Here is a 19,101-nt window from a genome sequence, read left to right on the forward strand (position 1 = left end):
AAGCAGCGAGCTATAATTCTTCGGGCCTGACATGGAAGATCATCCCTGGATTGAAACAACTGCAACGGTCGCAGCGTGCGAACTCATCAAACATGCACCACGCATCCGCACTGGTCGCATTGCAAACTTTGAGATGCCGGACTTCTCAAGGTATGCCATCACCTTTACGTACCATACACACGGCCAGGAACACTCCGGCCAATACATTGCACATGCCGATGTCCCGTTAGGTCACACTTTTGCCATCACCTATAACCCGGAGAACCCTGAGGAAAATTCAGGAAGTGAAGACGATCTCACGTTCCATCCGTTTAGACGCCGACTCATCGTCAGTGCTGCTATTGTCCTGATACTGCTAGCCTCGCACTGGTTTCGTCACAGATAACAGCGTCCAATCCTGTCCGGCTGGGTGCCCCATCTATCGCGGCCTCATCGCGATGGGTGGGAATGTAAATCTCCCTACCAGCGACCGTACGAAACCTCCCCTTCCACAAGGATGGGCACTCCCTCCGCCACCACAAGCCCCTGGGGGAACTATCCTCTACAATCGAAATAGACATGCCGACCGACAATAAGACAGCCCTCCTGAATCTGATCGCCACACACTCCTTCAAGCTGGGCGATTTCACCCTGGCCAGCGGCAAAAAGTCCGACTACTACATCGACTGCCGCATCACCACGCTTCACGCCGAAGGCGGCCGCCTCTCCGGTCTGGTCCTCTACGACCTCATCCACCAGTACCTTCCGCATCCTGAAAAGATCGAAGCCGTAGGCGGCCTCACCATGGGCGCCGACCCCCTCGTCTCCAACACCGCCACCGCCACCGCCTGGGCTCTCGCGGACTATAACGAGATCGCTGAGCTCTCCGACGCGCTCGAGCTAGGCGTCGACGAACGCAGCGAAGAAGGCCCCGCACCTACCCTTATCCACGGCTTCCTCGTCCGCAAAGCAGAAAAAACTCACGGCACCGGCCGACGCATCGAAGGCTTTCTCAAACCCGGCGCCCATGTCGTCATCGTCGACGACGTCTGCACCACCGGCGGATCCACCATCACCGCAATCGAAGCTACCCGCGAAGCCGGTATGCACGTAGCAGGAGTCCTTTGCCTGGTCGACCGCGAACAAGGTGGCCGCGCCAACATTGAAGCCGCAATCCCCGGCGTTCCCTTTCTCTCCGTCTTCACCGCCACCGACGTCCGCGCCGCTCACATCGCCCAGCAAAAGAAGAGATGAGCGCGGAGGATCAACAATCCAGGGCACTCGCCTTCCTGCGCCTCTCCATCGGCCTTCTCTTCTTTATCTTCGCCGAGTACAAACTCACAAGCACCAGATTCATCTGGGGAGGAATGGCTCAGTACATCCGTCAGTTCATCGACCAGGGATCCTATCCTTTCCTGCGGCCCTTCCTCAAAGAAATCATCCTCCCCCACGCCGTCTTCTTCGGTGCCATCGTCAGCGTCTCTGAGTGCTTGATTGCTGTGAGTTTCCTCTCTGGCGCACTCGTCCGTTGGGCCAGTGCCGGTGGTCTGACCATGATGCTCCTTTTCCTCTTCTCTTCGAACTATCCCGGCCCCCACGCACCTCTCTGGGAGTTCTTCGGCGCATCCCTTGATCACTCCGTACTCGCCCTCTGCTTTATTACCTTACTTTTGAGCCCTTCGAATCAACGCTGGACGCTCCTTCGACTCCGGAAATAGTCCTGTTCGAAGCGCCGTAACCCCTTCAGCCCCAAACGCCACTCGCCCTTCAAAGATCGGCCTTCGCAGGTCTTCGTTTATTTTCTTGACTGCGTTATATCGCCGCTGGTACGGTTCGTTCGCTCTTCAAACAATAACTACCCTGGGGCTGAAATCTGTAACACCTTTGGAGGCTTCAAGTGATCACACTCAAGAAACTAAGACTCATCGTTTCGTTGCTTCTCCTAAGTTTGACGCCCTCTCTCCTCGGTCAAGCCGTAAGCGCTACCCTGCTCGGTACGATCAACGACCCAAGCGGCGCTACCGTCGCCGGGGCCAAGATCACCATCGTAGAAACAGCGACCGGAACGGTCCATCAGTCGATCACCAACGAGAGCGGGAACTACACCCTCCCCGACCTTCCTCCCGGCACCTACAGCATCACCACCGAAGCCAATGGCTTCAAAAAAGATACTCATCAGAACATCGACCTCCTCGTCAACACCTCCACCCGTGTCGACATCACTCTGGTCACCGGCAGCGTCTCCGAGACTGTTCTCGTAACCACGGCACCCGCTCTGTTGCAGACCGACCGCGCCGACATCTCCACCACCCTCGAAGCCCATCAGATCTCTAATCTTCCCCTCAGCAGCGGCAACAGCTTTCAATCCTTGCTCAACACCGTTCCCGGCATGGCGCCCGTCGTCTTCAACAACTCACAGTTCTTCAACGCCAACAATGATCTGTCTGTGAATGCAAACGGCCAGTCCTCCTACGTCAACCTCTATCAAATTGAGGGTATCGACGATGACCAGCGCACCGGAATCCACATCATCCTCGTTCCCCCCGCTGCCGCGATCCAGAACGTCGACATCACCACCAATAACTTCGAGGCAGAGTTTGGCCGCGCCGTCGGCGGCGTCGTCAACGTCACCCTCAAGTCAGGAACCAACCAGTTTCACGGCTCTGTCTTTCAAAACATGGAGAACAACGGGGTCAATGCTCGCAACTACTTCGCGAGTGGCCCCAACGGTCGTCTCGTCTATAACTACACCGGCGGATCGCTCGGCGGTCCGGTCCTCAAGAACAGGCTCTTCCTCTTCGGCGACTTTCTCCGCACCTCCGATCACGAGTCCTCCACAGTCACCACATCCATCCCGTACTACAACGTCGTCGGCGGCAACATCGATCTCAGCAAATACGCCGGGCAAGTCTACGATCCAAAGACCGGAGATACGGCAGACTGCCAGGGCGGCGCGACCCCAGGCAACTGCGGTAAAGGACGAACCGCCTTCGCCGGCAACCAAATTCCGCTAAGCCGTGTCATGACGCCAGTCAACGACAGCAACATTGGGTTGACCGTTATTCAGGCACTCGACGCCATCGCGAGAGATCCAAAGAGCAACCTCGCATCCGCCGCCTACGTAGGCGGAGCAATCTCCAACAACTTCCAGCAGAACTCACCCTTTAGTAAGGATTCCATCAGCTACGACATTAAGGGTGACTACGTCATCACCGCAAAAGACCACCTGAGCGTTCGTTTCAGCCATCAGAAAACCAACACATTTCAGGCACCTCTGTTCGGATCCTTCCTCGGCGGTCCCACAGCTGGAGGCTTCGAAGCAACCGGAACGGCCGCCGCTTACAGTACAGGCGGCAACTACGACCACGTCTTTTCGCCAACGCTGTTCACTGAAGTTCGCGTCGGTGTAGCCCACCTCCGCAACTCCGCGCAACAGTCGGACTTTGGATCGACCGATGCCAAGACCCTCGGCATTCCCGGTACAAACCTTAGCTCAATAGACAGCGGACAAGTTGCCTTCCAGGTAAGCAACTTCGCGGGCAATGGAGAAAACGGCACCGGAAACCCGCTTATCGGGTACTCCCAATCGCTCCCGTGGCTCCGCGCCGAATCGAACATCGACTTTGCCAACAACTGGACTAAGATTCTCGGCAACCACGCGCTCAAAGCAGGAGTCGACGTCCGCCGCATCCGCGACGACCTACTTCAGGGAAACATCAACGCCGCTGCCGGAACTTTCTACTTCAGCGAAAACCAGACCTCCAGCCCGAGCGCGACCACCAAGGGACAAGCTAACGATATCGCCAGTGTTCTCTTCGACACTCCATATCAGGTAGGTCAAGATACGAACAGCACCTTCCCCGCCTATCGGCAGACCTGGCTCTTCTTCTTCGTCTCAGACAAATGGCAGGCTACCTCCAAACTGACTGTCGACGTAGGCCTACGATATGAGCTGTACCCACCCGCCACACCGCGCAAAGCCGGAGGGTTCTCAAACTTCAACCCTGCCACTAACCAGCTCGTCATCGCTGGCGTAGATGGAAATCCCTCCAATCTTGGAATGAAGACCGACTACGACAACTTCGCTCCCCGGCTCGGCGCCTCCTATCGTGCCACCGATTCCACCGTGATCCGAGCTGGATTCGGCGTCAGCTATGTTCCCTTCGTCGATAACTCTTACGCCTACAACTATCCCATCAAGAGGAGCACCGACTACACCAATGTTCCGACCTATGGAGCTGCCGTACTGGGTTCCAATAATCCAGCAGCAGTCAACTTCGTAAGCGGAATTCCACCCACCCCGACCATCCCCATCGGCTCCGATGGAACCATCACAGCAACCGGCAACACATTCCTCAACAGTCTTGGCACCCTGTACATCCCGCTCAACTTCAAGAACGCCTATGTCTCCTCCTGGAATGCGGCCATTCAGCAGGCGCTCCCGCACGATAGCTCTCTGCAGATCGCCTATGTTGCCAACCACGGCACACGGATTGACGTAGCGCAGAACATCAACGTACCCAGCGTCTACGGAGAAAGTGGGGCATCCGATCCGTTGAACATAGCGTTTAAAAAGACTGCCTCTGTGACTGAGTATTTTCAGGGTTTCACCACAAACTACCAATCGCTGCAAGTGCAACTCACTCGCCGATTCACTCACGGTCTCGCATTTAGTTCAGCGTTTACCTGGGGCAAGGCGCAAAACTATCAAACCGGTCCCCAGGACGGAGCCTTGCTCTTCTACAGCGGCGACCTTCGTCGCAACTACACCCTTGCCGACTTCGACCGAAGGCTCAACTTCGAGCAGACTCTCACGTGGGAGCTGCCGGCTGGACGCAATCACAAGTTCTTCAACTCAGGCATCAGCTCCTACGTGCTGGGTGGCTGGAAGACCTCTGTGATCCTATCGGCGCTCTCGGGTCTGCCGTTTACCCTCACAACCACAAGCGCAACCCCCGGAACAACCCAGACAGTTGATGAAGTTGCCCCCTTCCACGTCCTCCATCACGTCACCCGAGCGGCCAATGTACAGTGGTTCGATCCCACAAGCTTCAGCGTAAGCAGGCTCTCCGGCTGCGTAGCCCCTGGTCCATGCGTCGTTGGAAATACGCAACGAAATCAATTCCGTGGTCCTGGTTACTTCTCAGACAATCTGTCGCTCTTCAAAAGCTTTCCGATCTTCCGCGAGGCGTCTCTCGAGGCTCGCTTCGATGCCTTCAACCTGACCAATACACCCGCCTTCGGCCTGCCCGGAACGACCTTTGGGTCCAGCTCGTTCGGCGTAATAACCTCACCCCTCAGCAGTGGCGTCGGCAATGTCAACGGCGTCGGCGGTCCACGTGTTCTCCAGGCGGCTGTAAAGATCGCCTTCTAATCCGAAGCGAAGCCCCCGCATCCTGTATCCGGGGTGCGGATCTCGCAATGACCTCAAATCGCTGGGGGTTCTATCGCGTCACGTGTGCGGCCCAGGAGCAGCTTCATCCGTCTATGTCCATGCCGCACGCAAAATCTGCAGAGAAGAAAGAGGAGTGCAAGTTATGAAGAATCTCACCAGGCGACAGTTTGCAGGAGGCGCAGCCGGACTGGCGGCCTCTCTCACGTTGCCAATGCGCGCATGGGCCGCAAGCTCGCCCTTCAAGATCGCCGTCATCTCCGACGAGATCTCCCAGGACTTCGACCACGCCTGCTCCGTCATTGCCAATGACTTCGGCCTCCACTACGTCGAGCTCCGCGAGATGTGGGGCAAGAATCTTCAGGCATCCTCTGATGCCGAGATCGCCGAGGCCCTCAAGATCCTCGCCAAGTACAAACTCCAGGTCACTGACATCGCCAGCCCGCTCTTCAAAGTAGATTGGCCCGGCGCACCCAAATCGCAGTATGGCTCCAAAGGCGACATGCACGGAGCCGCCGAGGTCGCCTACAAGCAGCAGGACGAAGTCGTCGAACGTTCCATCTCCCTGGCCAAACAGTTTAAGACCGACAAGATCCGCTGCTTCGACTTCTGGCGCATCGACGACGTCGCACCCTACCGCACAGCGATCAACGAGAAGCTCCGCGCCACAGCCGAGATCGTCGGCAAACAAGATCTCCTCCTCGTCATCGAAAACGAGTTTGCCTGCAACACCGCCACCGGCCGCGAAGCGGCGAAGGTCCTCGAAGCCGTCCAGACTCCTCACTTCGCCCTCAACTGGGACGCCGGTAACGCAGTCATGCGCGGCGAACTCGACGCCTTCCCTGCCGGCTGGGATGCCATCCCCAAAAACCGCATCCACCACTGCCACTGCAAGAACGCAGTCAAGGACGACACCGGCAAGATCGTCTGGTCGCCCGTGGATAAAGGCTATATCGACTGGACCGCACAGTTCCGCGCACTCAAGCAGGCTGGCTACCGCGACGCCGTCAGCCTCGAAACGCACTGGCGCGGAGCGGGCACCCCCGAGGCTTCCACAAGAATCAGTTGGGCAGGCATGAAGCAGTGCCTGATCAACTCGGGAACCTTCTAACCGTCGGCGCACTTGCCTTCAGCCGTCCCTATCGCTTCACACCACGGGAGAAAAAATGATCACCAGACGTGAGTTCCTCGACACCCTTGCAGTAGGAGCAGCAGGCCTTGCAGTTGGATCTACCGCAAAGAGCTACGCTCAGATCCTCGGCTCCAACGACCGCCTCAACTTCGCAGTCATCGGCGTTCGCAGCCGAGCCTACGCTCATCTCTCCGCGCTCAAGGCAAACAAGAAGAATGCGCGCATCGCCTATGTCTGTGACGTAGACAGCAACACGCTCAAGAAATTCACCGAAGACACAGAGAAGGAGATGGGCGAAGCTCCAAAGCCGGAGAAGGACTTCCGACATATCCTTCAGCAGAAAGATGTCGACGCCATCACCATCGCCGCCCCGGACCACTGGCACACCCCCATGGCCATCGCCGGACTGCAAGCCGGCAAACACGTCTACGTCGAAAAGCCCTGCAGCCACAATCCCGCCGAGGGCGCGCTCCTCGTCCAGGCGCAAAAGAAGTACGGAAAGCTCGTCCAGATGGGCACTCAGCAGCGCTCCTCTCCCCACACCATCGAGATCGTCGACAAGATTCACAACGGCCTCGTCGGTCGCGCCTACTTCGCCAAGGCCTGGTACAGCAACGTAAGAAAGTCCATCGGCACCGGCAAAGAAGCGCCCGTTCCTCCGCAGCTCGACTGGGATCTCTGGCAGGGCCCCGCCCCACGCCGCGCCTACACGGACAACATCCAGCCCTACAACTGGCACTGGTTCAGAACCTATGGCACCGGCGAAACCCTCAACAACGGCACCCACGAGGTCGACGTCTGTCGCTGGGCTCTCGCCGCGGAGTTCCCCAACCGCATCACCTCCTCCGGAGGACGCTACCAGTTCAAAGATGATTGGCAGTTCTACGATACCCTCGTCACCAGCTTCGACTACGGTGACAAGATGATCACCTGGGAAGGTAAGAGCTGCCAGGGCATGAAGTACTACAATCGCGACCGTGGCTCGGCCATCATGGGAACCACCGGAACCGTCCTCGTCGACCGCGACGGCTACGAGATCTACGATCTCAAGGGAAACAAGACCAGCGAGTTCGCAACCGGCAAAGAGACCTCGTCCTCCGATCTCACCGGCCGCGACTCCATGACCGATGCACACTTCGCCAACTTCATCGCAGGTGTTCGCAAAGGCGAGAAACTCAATGCTCCCGTCTCCATCGGAAACGTCGCCGTCACCATGCTTCAGCTCTCCAACGTAGCGTGGGAGGTCAATCGCGAACTCCAGCTCGACACCACCGACGGCAAGATACTGCACGACGCCGAAGCTATGAAGATGTGGGGCCGCGACTACGAAAAGGGATGGGCGCCGCACCTATAGGGCACCGACGCAGTTGGGATAGAGGCGCCTTTTTGTTTGTCATTCCTGAAGGGAATCTGCTTTTGCACACTGTCACCACTAACCCGAAGAAAGCGCGAGTCAACTCCTTCTCATGAAAAACACTGTCTCCCGTCGCAGTTTTGTTCAGTCCGGCGCACTCTTCGCGGCGGCAGCCGCCACCTCAAAGGCCATCCCCGCTTCCGCTCTCCAGCCCTCGCCTGTCACCGGAGCCCCCACTCCCATTCAACTCGGGCTTACCAGCTACACCTTCCGCAACTTCACCCGCGAGCAGATGATCGGCTTCATGAAGCAGCTCAATGTCTCTGACCTCAATGTCAAAGACACCAAGGATCATCTACCCATGGATCCGGCCGAAGAGGCGAAGGCAATCGCTGACTACACCGCCGCCGGCATCAAACTCCACGCCGCCGGAGCCATCTACTTCAGCAAGGATGAGGACGCCGACATCCGCAGCAAGTTCGAGTACTGCAAACGCGCCGGCATCTCCGTCATCGTCGCCGGCGACCCCTCGCCCGAGACCCTTCCCCGCGTAGAAAAATTCGTGAAAGAGTACGACATCCGCATCGCCATTCATAACCACGGCCCCGAAGACAAGCTCTGGCACTCCCCGCTCGACATCCTCAAAGCCGTCAAAAATATGGACCCGCGCATCGGCTGCTGCATCGACGTAGGCCACACCGTCCGAGCCGGCACCGATGTCGTCCAGGCCATCCACGAAGTAGGCCCGCGCCTCTTCAACGTCCACATGAAAGATCTGACCAACTTCCAAAGCAAAGAGAGCCAGGTCGCCGTAGGAGACGGGATCATGCCAATAAGGGGAATCTTCGAGGCTCTCATCAAAACCCGCTACAAGGGCTTCGTCGACCTCGAATACGAAGTCCACGCCGACGATCCCATGCCCGGAGTCATCAGCAGCTTCGCCTACATGCGAGGCGTCCTCGCAGGTATGGGATACCTGTCCCACAGCTGATCCCACTGCCGTAAGCCTCATCTCAAGATCACTTACTCGCCCGCGCTCAGTCAGCCAGAGGCGACGTCAGAGTGTTATCCTGCGGCAGGTTGGCGCGGTTTGAGCATTCCTGGCCGAAGAGGTTCAGCAATACAGCGCGCGTAGGAGCACGATGTTTAACAAAAAGAAGACTGGATCGCATGGATCGCAAGGATCGATCGGATCGTTAGGACTCGGGCTAGTCCTACTGCTGGCATCGACTCAACTAAGCAATCTCTCCGCGCACGCACAAGAGCAGATTCGCGTCGACGCCCACGCCGACACCACTCCCTTCCCGCATGTCTGGGAGCAGATCTTCGGATCTGGCCGCGCCATTCTCTCCCTGCGCCAGAGCTACCGCGACGACATCCACACCGTCAAGAACGTAACCGATCTCCGCGCCATCCGCTTTCACGGAATCTTCCTCGACGAGGTCGGACTCTACGACCCCGATGCTCAAACGCAAAACCCCGGTCAGGCACCGGAAAAAGTTCAGGGCGCGGGCATCTATAACTTCTCCTACATCGACCAGATCTACGATGGCCTCCTCGAAAACGGCGTCCGACCCTTCGTCGAGCTCAGCTTCATGCCTCGCAAGATGGCAGCCGACCCCAACCAGACGCAATCCTTCTTCTACAAGCCCGTCGTCTCCCCCCCAAAGGACTACGCCCTCTGGGATGCAATGATCACGGCCTTCGCCCAGCACCTCATCGACCGCTACGGCATCGAAGAGGTCGCAACATGGGACTTCGAGGTGTGGAACGAGCCGAATCTCGACTTCTGGGGCGGACGTCCCAACATCCCCACCTACTTTGAACTCTACGACCACACCGCGCTCGCCCTCAAAAAAGTAAACCAGCGCATTCGCGTCGGCGGCCCATCCACCGCCCAGGCCGCATACGTCGCAGACTTTCTTCAGCACTGCAAAGATCACAACATCCCAGTCGACTTCGCCTCAACCCACGTCTACGCCAACGACACCGCCAAGGATGTCCTTCACACCGACGAGCAGATTCCGCGCGATCTCATGGTCTACCGTGCCGTCAAGAAGGTGCATGAAGAGATCGCCGCCTCTCCCTTCCCCAAAACTCCGCTTCTCTTCAGTGAGTACAACGCCAGCTACTCCAACGAACCGAACGTCACCGACTCCACCTATATGGGCCCATGGCTGGCTAACAACATCCGTCTCTGCGACGGCCTCACCGAGGCGATGAGTTACTGGACCTTCTCAGACGTCTTCGAGGAGCAGGGCGTCGTGCGAACCCTCTTCTACGGAGGCTTCGGTCTGCTTGCTGAACACAGCATCCCCAAGCCAGCCTTTAACGCCTTTGCGATGTTGCATCGGCTCGGAGATCGCAGGATCAAACTCGAGGCCGACGACGCACTCGCTACAAAATCGAGCGATGGCGCCGTCGAACTTGCTCTCTGGAACTATGCAGCTCCCTTCGGCACGGGCGCTGCCTACACCCCCCCACCGGCCAACAAGGGGCAGGACAAGAGCTTTCAGGTGACCTTCACCGGTGTTCCCGCGAATGCGAAGGTCGAGCTGCTCCGGCTTGATGACGACCACGGAAATGTTCTGAAGGCCTTCGACGCCATGGGACGCCCGCGTGACCTCACCCATGATCAAATCCTCAATCTGAAGGCTGCAGGCACCATGACACCTGCAGAGAGCCTTCACCTCTCTCAAGGGCATCTGCAGCTCACCATCCCCCCCCACGGCCTCGTTCTTTTGGTCGTCAAAACGCAACATCAATAATCGTCAATCCAGGCAATCAATATCCCGCTCCGTTGCAGGACTCAGCTGCGACGAATCACTCCTGCGCCACTGTGTAAAGAGACAGACAAAACTTATCATCGACAAAATAGATCCTTCGCGAGACAATCGCCAACCGGGACTCTGCGAGAAATCATGCGACCTCGGACGATAATGGCGCTACACTTCATGTCAACGAAAGAGGAACGATGATCCAGGAATGTATCAGTCGACCCGAAGTGGAACTGAGGCGCGAGCTGGTTCAGTTTGGCAGATGGCTCTCTCGACTCGGCTTCATGCCGGGCACCTCAGGGAACCTCTCCGTCAGGCTCGATCAGGAGCGGTTGCTGGTCACCCCGACCGGCATGAGCAAGTACCTCATGCGCCCCTCCGACATGGTCATCGTCGACCTTGAAGGCCGTCAGCTCGAAGGCTCAAGAAGGGTCACCAGCGAGCTCATCATGCACCTCGCCGTCTACAACATGCGAGCTGACATCGAGGCGGTCGTACACTCCCACCCTCCCATCGCCACCGCCTTCGCCTGCGCCGGCCGCGCTCTCGACGAGATGCTCTGCCAGGAGGCCGTTATGACCCTCGGCTCGGTCCCCTTGGCCCAGTACGCCACCACGGGCACCCACGAAGTCGCCGCCAGCCTGCGCCCCTTCATCCCCCACCACACCGCCATCCTCATGGCCAACCACGGCGCCGTAGCCTACGGTCCTACTCTTCTCGATGCCTTCCTTAAAATGGAAACCGTCGAGCATCTCGCCCACATCCGCCTGGTCGCCCACCAGCTAGGCTCCCCTCAAACCCTCAGCGACCATCAACTCGACGATCTTCTCCGCGCCAAACAAAAGTACATCCGTAACGCCACCTAAAACAAACGCACCTCAATAGCGCCTGTTATTGAGTCGGCCTTTATTGCAGTCTGTCTCTTTTGTTGCAGTCAGTATCCTGTCGCCCTTCGTCTTATTGTTGTAATTCCGCAGCGAAGCGGAGGAATCTGCTTCTCGCAAACCCTCCATTCTCTACACCGTTCGGCCCCAAACACAATCGCCAACCTCAGCCACGCGCAAAATCAATAAACGCATGCTGCGGATCGGTATGCACCAACATCACATCCACCATATCTCCCACGTCCAGCCCCTGCGCCCCCCGCACCACCTTGCCTTCCACCGGCGGATCGAACACCCGCACATACGTCCCCTTATCGTTCGCCCCGGTCACCACCCCGTGGAAGCTCTTGCCTACGCTCCCAGCCAGCGCAACCGCCGTCACCCGCTTCAGCATCGTTCGCTCCACCTTGCGTCCAGCCGACTCCCGCTCATTGCAGTGCTTCGCAATCACGTCAAGCTCTTCATCGCTATAAGGAGCCACCTCTCCCGCCAGCATCGCCTTCACCACCCGTTGCGTCACCAGATCCACAAACCGTCGGTTCGGCGCCGTCGAGTGAGCATAGTCCTGCGCAGCCAATCCAAAGTGCCCCTGCGACTCCGCCTCATCGCCCTTCGCCAGCACATACTCCCCCGGCCCCATCAGCTTGATGATTGCTAGCGATAGATCCGGGTAATGCACAGCATCCGCCACCCGCTGCGTCTGCAGAAACGCATTCAGCGCACCCGAATCAGGCTGCGCCGGCAGCACCGTCCCATGCCGCCCCACCAGCTCTACTATCCTCGCCCATCGCTCCGGTGACCGCACCACCCTGCGAATGCACGACCGCTTCGCCTCCCGCAGCGTCCGCGCCATCGTCTCATTGGTAGCGATCATCAGCTCTTCAATCAGGTCACTGGCCCGGTTATGAAACGCCGTCCCAATCGACTCCACCTTTCCGTCCACCACCACCGGATCGGCCTCAACCCGGTTGAACTCCAGCGCCCCCAGCTTCACTCGCTGCGCCCGCAGCGCCACCGCAGCCTCATCCTGCATCCGCAGCTGCTCCTGCAACTCCGCTGAAGCCGCCACCTTCGCATCCGGCCCGCTCTTTCCTTCCAGCCACGGACCCACGTGACTATAAGCAAGCTGTGCCTTATTCGTAACCGTAGCCCTGTAGATACTCGCCTGCTCTACCATCCCCTCGGCAGTCACCACAAACTCCACTACCATCGCCGCCCGATCCTCGCCCTCATTCAGCGAAGTCATATCCGTAGAGAGTTCAACCGGCAGCATCGAAAAGTTTTTCACCGTTGTATAAACAGTCTCGGTCTGCTCCGCCGCATGACGATCCAACGGCGTATCTTTCAACACTGCGGCCGACACATCCGCAATCCCCACCCTCACGCGAACGCCCCCGCCCGCCAATCGCTCAGCAACTTCAATCTGATCCAGGTCCCGCGAGGTATCGTTATCGATTGAAGACCAAAGCAGCTCCCGCAGGTCACGCACATCCTTGTCAGGAGCCGTATGCAATGCCGCGCGAATCGCAGCTATCTGCGCATCGCTGCCATCGGGAAATCCAACATGAAATCCCTCGCGAATCATCTCCGCCGAGGCAGAACCAACAAGGTCAAAGGGTAGGTTAGACATGCGAGAGGTAGCCTAACATGACGCGCCTGACTCGCGCTTCAACCGCCAATACACCGTCCGAATCGCATAATCCTTCTTCGGCCCACTCACCCGATGCCGAATCTCAAAGCTCCCATCGGCATAGATCCGGTAAGCCGAAACATAACGATCATCCTTGCAGAGATGCTCCGCACCGCCCGCCATCTCTTCACCCTCAACCTCAAACCGCACCACCTGAAACAACTCGCGGGTGTCATGAAACCGCACCGCAAATCCACAATCACCTCGCTCGTAGAGGTAACTCTGCCGGCTCTGCAACGCCTGTCCGTCCTCCAGCCGCAACTCGCCCGCCTCACGATACAGCACGCTCCCATCCTCCAGAGCCGTGAACGAAGCCGTCCCACTCATACGTCCCTGCCCCGGGATCTCCCGCTCGAACCCCCACTCCCCCAGCAGACCGTCGAACACATCGCGCATCGGCTAACCCATCGCCGTAACCAGCAACGCGGCCCACCGCGAAACCTGCTCCGCATAGGCTCCAGTTACCTCATCGCGGCTCCCCTCAAGCACCGCCATCTGCACCGCAAAGTTCCCTACGGTCGAGCTCTCCGCCGCCCCACGAAAAACCTCCAGCCCGGTAGCCTCCCGCGTCAAGCGATTCAGAAAATCGTTCTGGCTGGCTCCTCCTACGACAAACAACCGCTTCAGCTCTTTACCGCTATGCTGCGCCACACGCTGCAAAACCTCTGCATACCGCGCAGCTAGGCTATGAAAGATCAAACTGGCAAACACCGGCGCACCCTCCGGGCTCTCGTCCAGAAGTGCGAATCCCATTCTCGCTCTCTGCTCATTCATCCGCTGCGGCATCTGTCCCGCTAGCAGCAGCTCCGGATCATCCACATTCAGCATCCCCTCCGGCTTCGCTACCGTCTCCGCCCCCGCCACAAGTTCCGGCACCGTCCACTCCCGCCCCGCCGCTGCCCACGCATCCATACACTGCCGAAGCAGCCACATCCCATTCACATTCTTGTGAAAGCAAATCCGGCCCCCCACTGCACCGAGATTCGTAAAGTTCTCCCCCGCAACAGACTCGTCATTCCGCGGCTGCTCCAGTACCGTCCCCACCAGCGACCACGTACCCGAGCTGATATAAGCCCAATCGCCACCCGTCGCAGGAATCCCCGCAATCGCCGAGGCCGTGTCATGACAAGCCGGAGCAATCAGCACCGTATCCCGAAACGCCGCCAGCCCCGCCAGCGGCCCACTCAATCTCCCCACCACGGTCCCTGGAGGAACCAGCTTCGACGCACAAGCCATATCGAGCTCCGCAGCCTGAAAGATCTCCTCGCACCAGCGCGAACGATGCAGATCCACCATCTGCGTATGCGTCGCATTCGTATATTCTGCCACCCGCGCTCCTCCCCAACGCGACAGAATATACTCTGGCAGGTTCATCCACTGCGTCCCCGCCTCAGCTCCCTGCAGCCCGTCCGCATAGAGTTGGTACAGCGTATTGATCCGCAGTAGTTGTACTCCTGTCAGCTCTCGCAGACGCTCAGGCGCAATCGCTCGGTACAGCAACGGCTCCGCCTCTATCGTTCGCTCATCGCGATAGCAGAACGGATCAGCCAGTGCTCGCCCCTCCGCATCCACGCGGACATAATCCACGGCCCAACCATCGACCGCGATCGATCGAACACCCTCCTCCGCAATCTCCGCGCACCGCCGAAGCCCATCCTCCAGCCCCGCCTCAATCCTAGCCAGATCCCACCGCAAACCGCCATCCACTACGCGAGGAGCATTCGCAAATCGATGCACCAGCGTAATCACAGGGCGCCCAGTCACCCACCGTAGCAGCGACACCCGGCAACTCTCCGCCCCCAGGTCCACCGCCACCAAAGCCCGAGTATTCATCGGAACCAGCACCCTGTCCCCCGTCTGTCTCATCGCGTCTGTCTCATCGGGCCACCCAGGCTGTTCCTGCCAAATCTAGCGAAGATAAGCCTCAGTCAACCCGCCATCGACAGGAATCAGATGTCCCGTCGTGCATCGCGCCAGCGGCCCGGCAAGAAACAGAATCGCCTGCGCACAATCCTTCGGATCGATTGGCTGATGCGTCAGCGTTCGCGTCGCATAAAACTGCGCCAGCACATTCCGCAGCTCATCGTCCGTAGCCGTCTCTTCAAACGGCAGCTTGTACTTCTTCAGCGAAGCGATCACCCGGTCCCGCGGAAACATCGTCGAGCCCTTCACCACGGTCGCAGGAGAGATTCCGTTCACCCTCACTTTTGGCGACAGCGTGACCGCCAGCTCTCGCACCAGATGGCTCAACGCCGCCTTACTCACGTCGTAAGCCTCACTCCCGCGCTTGGCCACCACTGCATTCGCAGAGCTCGTCAGCACCACGCTCGCATCGATTCCCTGCTCTGCAAAAATCTTCGCAGCCTCATCTGCCAGCAGATAGTTCGCCGTCACATTCACCTCGAGCGTCAGCGCCCACTGCGCATCGCTGATCACCCCATCCGGCGAAGACGGAAACAGTGCAGCCGTATTGATTAGAATATCGATCCCGCCAAACTCCCGGATCGTAGCCTCCAGCGCAGCTTTTATCGTCTTCCGGTCGCGAATGTCGATGCCCGTCCAGCTCACCGACTCCTTCCCCGAGATCGCCTTTACCTCCGCCGCAACCGCCTCGGCGCCCTTCACATCGCGGTCCGCAATCACCACATGCGCACCACGCTCCGCCGCCATCAAAGCCACCTCGCGTCCAATCCCGCTGCCGCCCCCGACAATCAAAGCCACCCGTCGGCTCAGCTCCTTCTCCGCAGGCTGCCGGCGAATCTTCGCCTCTTCCAGCTTCCAGTACTCAATCCGAAACGCCTCGCTCGGAGGCAGCGCCACATAGTTCGCATGCACCGTAAACTGATCCGCCGCAGCCGCAGGCCCAGCCTGAGGAATCTCCTTGCAATCCACTCCAGCGCCCAGCGCGCCCGCGCCCTGCATCACGCCAAGCGCATTGATATAAAACTCGCCGGTAATCCGCGACTCCGTCTTGTTCTTCCCAAAGCTGAACATCCCCACACCCGGCACCAGCACCACCGTCGGGCTCGCATCACGCACCGCAGGCGAGTCCTTCACCGCATGCTTCTTGTAATACTCCGCATACTCCGCGCGATAAGTCTCCAACCCGCTCTCAATCAGCTCTTTCAACTCCAAGGGGTCGCCAGCCGAACTCCACTTGATCAACATCGGTCGAATCTTCGTCCGGATAAAATGATCCGGGCAGCTCGTCCCCAGGTGCGCCAGCCTCTCCGCCTGCGCCGAGTTCACAAACTCCAGCACCTGCGGCGAATCCGAAAAACTCCCAATCCATCTCTGCTTCCGCGATACCGCTCCGCGCAGATAAGGCATGATCGAAACCGCAATCTCTGCACGATCCTCTCGCGTCTTCCCCTGGCCGCCACCGAAGACCGTATACCCATCCTTCGCATGCCGCTCAATAAACTGTCCCAGTTGATCGATGATCGTAATCGTATTCAGGTAGCTCTCGCGCTGCGTATCGCTCCACGTAAACAGCCCATGCCCACCCAGCACCACGCCGTCGCATCCAGGCGTCTCTGCCACAATCTTCTTCAACATCATGCCCAGCTCGAATCCGGGCCGCTGCCACGGCAGCCACGCCAGCTTGTGTCCAAACTCTTTGTTGAACTCCTCCATCTTGATCTTCCCATTGGCCGAGGCCGCCAGCGCGATCCCCCAATCCGGGTGCAGATGGTCCACATGCGCAAACGGCAGAAATCCATGCAGCGGCGTATCGATCGAAGCCGCGATCGGATTATTCCCAAACGTACACAGCGGATACATCTCCACCATCTCATCCTCGAGATCCACTCCGCGATATGCCTTCTCCAGCGCTAGAAGCTTCTCCATATAGAGCGTCGCAAACCCCGCACGCTTGATGCTCCCCAGGTCGCCCCCGCTTCCCTTCACCCACAGAATCTCTTTGGTCTTTCCATCCAGCGGATCCACCTGCCCCAGCTTCGAGCTCGTATTTCCCCCGCCAAAGTTCGTGATCCGCAGATCCGAACCCAGCAGATTCGATCGGTATCTCAGCAGCTCCGGCGCATCCAGCTTCGCTGCAACCGCATCATCCCACCGATCCTCAAGAAACCGCAGCCCACTCCGTCCAGTCATGTTGTACCTCTGTTGTGTCGGCCAAACTCAGGCCCGGACCATCATTCCACACCCAACACCAATACAGCAACTATTTCCAATGAGAAAATTTCGCGCAGGGCAAGCCATGATGCAAGCCGGAACCCACCTGAAACAGTCTCGCCGCAACCCCCCGGCCGGCGCCGAAACCGGGCCCCTAACAGCCGTCCTAGCCCAGCGACTCCCGCGTCACCATCTTGTGCGCGACATAGTTATACGGAGGCACCGTCTGTCCGCGCAGCAGCGACAGGCCCAGGTGAATCAAACTCGGCCCATAAGAACTCGCCTCATGCGAAACAGACCCGATCAGCGGAGACTTATCCCTCCGCATCTCCTGGATTGCCTCGGCAATGCAATCCTGTCCCACGATCGCAACATGCTTCTCCCGCTTCTGCTCCCGCACCGCATCCACCGCACCCAGCGCGCTGGAGTCCGTAGCCGCCGCAATCAGAATGTGTTTGTCCTTCGGATGACGCTGCAGAAAATCCGCAATCAGCTTCTTGCTCCGGTCCCTCATCCCTCGCCCGTCGATCCGTACAAATACCTCCACCGGCAGCTCCTGATGTCCTTTTCTCACACCCTCGAACGCGCCCGTAATCCGGCTCTGCACCAGCTGTCCGGCCTCTGCCAGGTCCAACCCGAGCACCCAATCCACCTTGCCATCCCAGTTCGCCGTGGCATGCGCGCCCAGCGTCTCCCCCGCTTCAATCCCAACCCGGTAGTTGTCCACGCCAAAGTAAGTCGCATGAGGATGCGGAATATCGATCGCAATCAGCGGAATCTTCGCCGCCGCGATCTTGTCTCCGATCATCGGCGCCACCTCCTGCTCCACCTGAAACTCAATCACCAGGTCAACCTTGCTCGAAACAAACTCCTCCGCATTCCTCAACGCAGTCGCCGAATCGTAGTGATTATCCAGGATCAGCAGATCGACTCCCACCGCCGCCGCCGCATCCTTCAGGCTCTCGGTTACCTCGACAGAAAACGGCATATCCGCGCTCTGGCCGCCAAACCCGAACCGGATCTTCTTCGGCCGCGTCACGTGCCGGTACGTACCATCAGGGGACTGAGAAAGATATCCCCGATGCACAAACGTCTTCAGCACGCGGTACACCGTCGTCTTAGAGATCCGCGTCTGCCGGTGGATCGACTCCAGCGTCATCGGCTGGTTCTCCGCCTGCAGCAACTCCAGAATATCCAGCGCCTTCGACAGCACAGGAATGAGATAAAGTCGTTTCGAGGTCTTGCGTACCGGCATAGGCTCCCGCTGAGGAGAAACCACTCAGCCGATCCATTATGCTGCACAGGTCTCGCGTTTCGCTAATGGAATCCAGGCGCGCAAACTGCAAAATCTCCGTCAACCCCTCTCACTCCGGTACGATTTAAAATCTTTACTGTGCTAAAAGAGAGACATCTTGCCCAGGCCCAACCGACCCGCCGAGTCTTCTGTCTTTAGATCTGCCCTCTCGCTCTGGCTCCTCAAGGCCGCCCTGGCGACCCTTCTCCTCGGCACGCTCCAGGCAAACGCACAGCAGTTCACCTTTCAACACTTCGATCAGAACGAAGGTCTTAAAAATCACGATGTCTTTAAACTCATCCAGGACAAGACGGGCCACCTCTGGGCCGCTACTGAAAACGGCCTCTTCCGCTACGATGGCGCGGAGTTTCACCGCTTCGGCACAGCAGACGGCATCCGCGAAAGTCTCGTCATCGACGTCTACCAGGACGACTCTGGCCGCATCTGGACTGCAACCAACGATCA

General features: G+C 58.5%; 15 protein-coding genes. 10 read left to right on the forward strand and 5 right to left on the reverse strand.

The genetic code is table 11. From position 1 onward, the window contains the following. Positions 1 to 31: 31 nt before the first annotated feature. The 9 genes from GSQ94_RS16140 (at position 32) to GSQ94_RS16180 (ending at position 11,500) form a co-directional block, all read left to right on the forward strand. Entirely contained in the window at positions 32 to 385 is a 354-nt protein-coding gene (locus tag GSQ94_RS16140; protein WP_158944892.1) for a hypothetical protein, read from the forward strand. A gap of 173 nt (positions 386 to 558) precedes the next feature. Then, positions 559 to 1,233, forward strand: a complete 675-nt coding sequence (locus tag GSQ94_RS16145; RefSeq protein WP_158944893.1) for an orotate phosphoribosyltransferase — start codon at positions 559 to 561, stop codon at positions 1,231 to 1,233. Further along, entirely contained in the window at positions 1,230 to 1,697 is a 468-nt protein-coding gene (locus GSQ94_RS16150) for a DoxX family membrane protein (RefSeq protein ID WP_158944894.1), read from the forward strand. Before GSQ94_RS16145 ends, GSQ94_RS16150 begins: the two co-directional genes overlap by 4 nt. A 179-nt stretch (positions 1,698 to 1,876) precedes the next feature. Then, a complete protein-coding gene (locus GSQ94_RS16155) occupies positions 1,877 to 5,353 on the forward strand; it encodes a TonB-dependent receptor (protein ID WP_254063922.1) in 3,477 nt (1,158 codons plus the stop codon). 163 nt (positions 5,354 to 5,516) lie between these two features. Next, entirely contained in the window at positions 5,517 to 6,482 is a 966-nt protein-coding gene (locus GSQ94_RS16160; RefSeq protein WP_158944895.1) for a sugar phosphate isomerase/epimerase, read from the forward strand. Positions 6,483 to 6,537: 55 nt separating this feature from the next. Beyond that, on the forward strand, positions 6,538 to 7,857 hold the full coding sequence (locus GSQ94_RS16165) for a Gfo/Idh/MocA family protein (protein ID WP_158944896.1): 1,320 nt from the start codon (positions 6,538 to 6,540) through the stop codon (positions 7,855 to 7,857). Positions 7,858 to 7,969: 112 nt separating this feature from the next. Continuing rightward, the gene (locus GSQ94_RS16170) at positions 7,970 to 8,848 is read left to right on the forward strand and encodes a sugar phosphate isomerase/epimerase (protein WP_158944897.1); all 879 of its coding nucleotides are present in this window, start codon (positions 7,970 to 7,972) and stop codon (positions 8,846 to 8,848) included. A gap of 151 nt (positions 8,849 to 8,999) precedes the next feature. Beyond that, positions 9,000 to 10,625: a glycosyl hydrolase family 39 gene (locus tag GSQ94_RS16175; RefSeq protein ID WP_158944898.1), complete on the forward strand. Its 1,626-nt coding sequence runs from the start codon at positions 9,000 to 9,002 to the stop codon at positions 10,623 to 10,625. Positions 10,626 to 10,831: 206 nt separating this feature from the next. Continuing rightward, entirely contained in the window at positions 10,832 to 11,500 is a 669-nt protein-coding gene (locus GSQ94_RS16180) for a class II aldolase/adducin family protein (RefSeq protein WP_174240951.1), read from the forward strand. A 184-nt stretch (positions 11,501 to 11,684) separates the two neighbouring features. Here GSQ94_RS16180 and GSQ94_RS16185 read toward each other — a convergent pair whose 3' ends face one another. The 5 genes from GSQ94_RS16185 to GSQ94_RS16205 form a co-directional block, all read right to left on the reverse strand. Further along, entirely contained in the window at positions 11,685 to 13,148 is a 1,464-nt protein-coding gene (locus GSQ94_RS16185) for an RNB domain-containing ribonuclease (protein ID WP_158944899.1), read from the reverse strand. Positions 13,149 to 13,160: 12 nt separating this feature from the next. Then, positions 13,161 to 13,604, reverse strand: coding sequence for a DUF6314 family protein (locus tag GSQ94_RS16190; RefSeq protein ID WP_158944900.1), 444 nt, complete (start codon positions 13,602 to 13,604; stop codon positions 13,161 to 13,163). Between the two features lie 3 nt (positions 13,605 to 13,607). Then, complete coding sequence (locus GSQ94_RS16195) at positions 13,608 to 15,074, reverse strand: rhamnulokinase family protein (protein ID WP_174240952.1); 1,467 nt, start codon at positions 15,072 to 15,074, stop codon at positions 13,608 to 13,610. A 42-nt stretch (positions 15,075 to 15,116) separates the two neighbouring features. Further along, positions 15,117 to 17,321: a bifunctional rhamnulose-1-phosphate aldolase/short-chain dehydrogenase gene (locus GSQ94_RS16200; RefSeq protein WP_158944901.1), complete on the reverse strand. Its 2,205-nt coding sequence runs from the start codon at positions 17,319 to 17,321 to the stop codon at positions 15,117 to 15,119. 187 nt (positions 17,322 to 17,508) lie between these two features. After that, the gene (locus GSQ94_RS16205; RefSeq protein ID WP_158944902.1) at positions 17,509 to 18,597 is read right to left on the reverse strand and encodes a substrate-binding domain-containing protein; all 1,089 of its coding nucleotides are present in this window, start codon (positions 18,595 to 18,597) and stop codon (positions 17,509 to 17,511) included. A 157-nt stretch (positions 18,598 to 18,754) separates the two neighbouring features. On the opposite strand from GSQ94_RS16205, the gene GSQ94_RS16210 reads away from it, so the two are divergent. After that, a partial coding sequence (locus GSQ94_RS16210) for a two-component regulator propeller domain-containing protein (RefSeq protein ID WP_216843111.1) occupies positions 18,755 to 19,101 on the forward strand: 347 nt, incomplete at its 3' end.

Origin of the sequence: Granulicella sp. S190 (assembly GCF_009766095.1) — a bacterium.
Classification (GTDB): domain Bacteria; phylum Acidobacteriota; class Terriglobia; order Terriglobales; family Acidobacteriaceae; genus Edaphobacter.

Bases quoted from the DNA above. Each gene is read 5' to 3' on its own strand.
- GSQ94_RS16160 (WP_158944895.1), top strand. From the start codon at position 5,517: ATGAAGAATCTCACCAGGCGACAGTTTGCAGGAGGCGCAGCCGGACTG.
- GSQ94_RS16175 (WP_158944898.1), top strand. From the start codon at position 9,000: ATGTTTAACAAAAAGAAGACTGGATCGCATGGATCGCAAGGATCGATC.
- GSQ94_RS16190 (WP_158944900.1), bottom strand. From the start codon at position 13,604: ATGCGCGATGTGTTCGACGGTCTGCTGGGGGAGTGGGGGTTCGAGCGG.
- GSQ94_RS16170 (WP_158944897.1), top strand. From the start codon at position 7,970: ATGAAAAACACTGTCTCCCGTCGCAGTTTTGTTCAGTCCGGCGCACTC.
- GSQ94_RS16165 (WP_158944896.1), top strand. From the start codon at position 6,538: ATGATCACCAGACGTGAGTTCCTCGACACCCTTGCAGTAGGAGCAGCA.
- GSQ94_RS16145 (WP_158944893.1), top strand. From the start codon at position 559: ATGCCGACCGACAATAAGACAGCCCTCCTGAATCTGATCGCCACACAC.
- GSQ94_RS16140 (WP_158944892.1), top strand. From the start codon at position 32: ATGGAAGATCATCCCTGGATTGAAACAACTGCAACGGTCGCAGCGTGC.
- GSQ94_RS16195 (WP_174240952.1), bottom strand. From the start codon at position 15,074: ATGAGACAGACGGGGGACAGGGTGCTGGTTCCGATGAATACTCGGGCT.
- GSQ94_RS16200 (WP_158944901.1), bottom strand. From the start codon at position 17,321: ATGACTGGACGGAGTGGGCTGCGGTTTCTTGAGGATCGGTGGGATGAT.
- GSQ94_RS16150 (WP_158944894.1), top strand. From the start codon at position 1,230: ATGAGCGCGGAGGATCAACAATCCAGGGCACTCGCCTTCCTGCGCCTC.
- GSQ94_RS16180 (WP_174240951.1), top strand. From the start codon at position 10,832: ATGATCCAGGAATGTATCAGTCGACCCGAAGTGGAACTGAGGCGCGAG.
- GSQ94_RS16205 (WP_158944902.1), bottom strand. From the start codon at position 18,597: ATGCCGGTACGCAAGACCTCGAAACGACTTTATCTCATTCCTGTGCTG.
- GSQ94_RS16185 (WP_158944899.1), bottom strand. From the start codon at position 13,148: ATGTCTAACCTACCCTTTGACCTTGTTGGTTCTGCCTCGGCGGAGATG.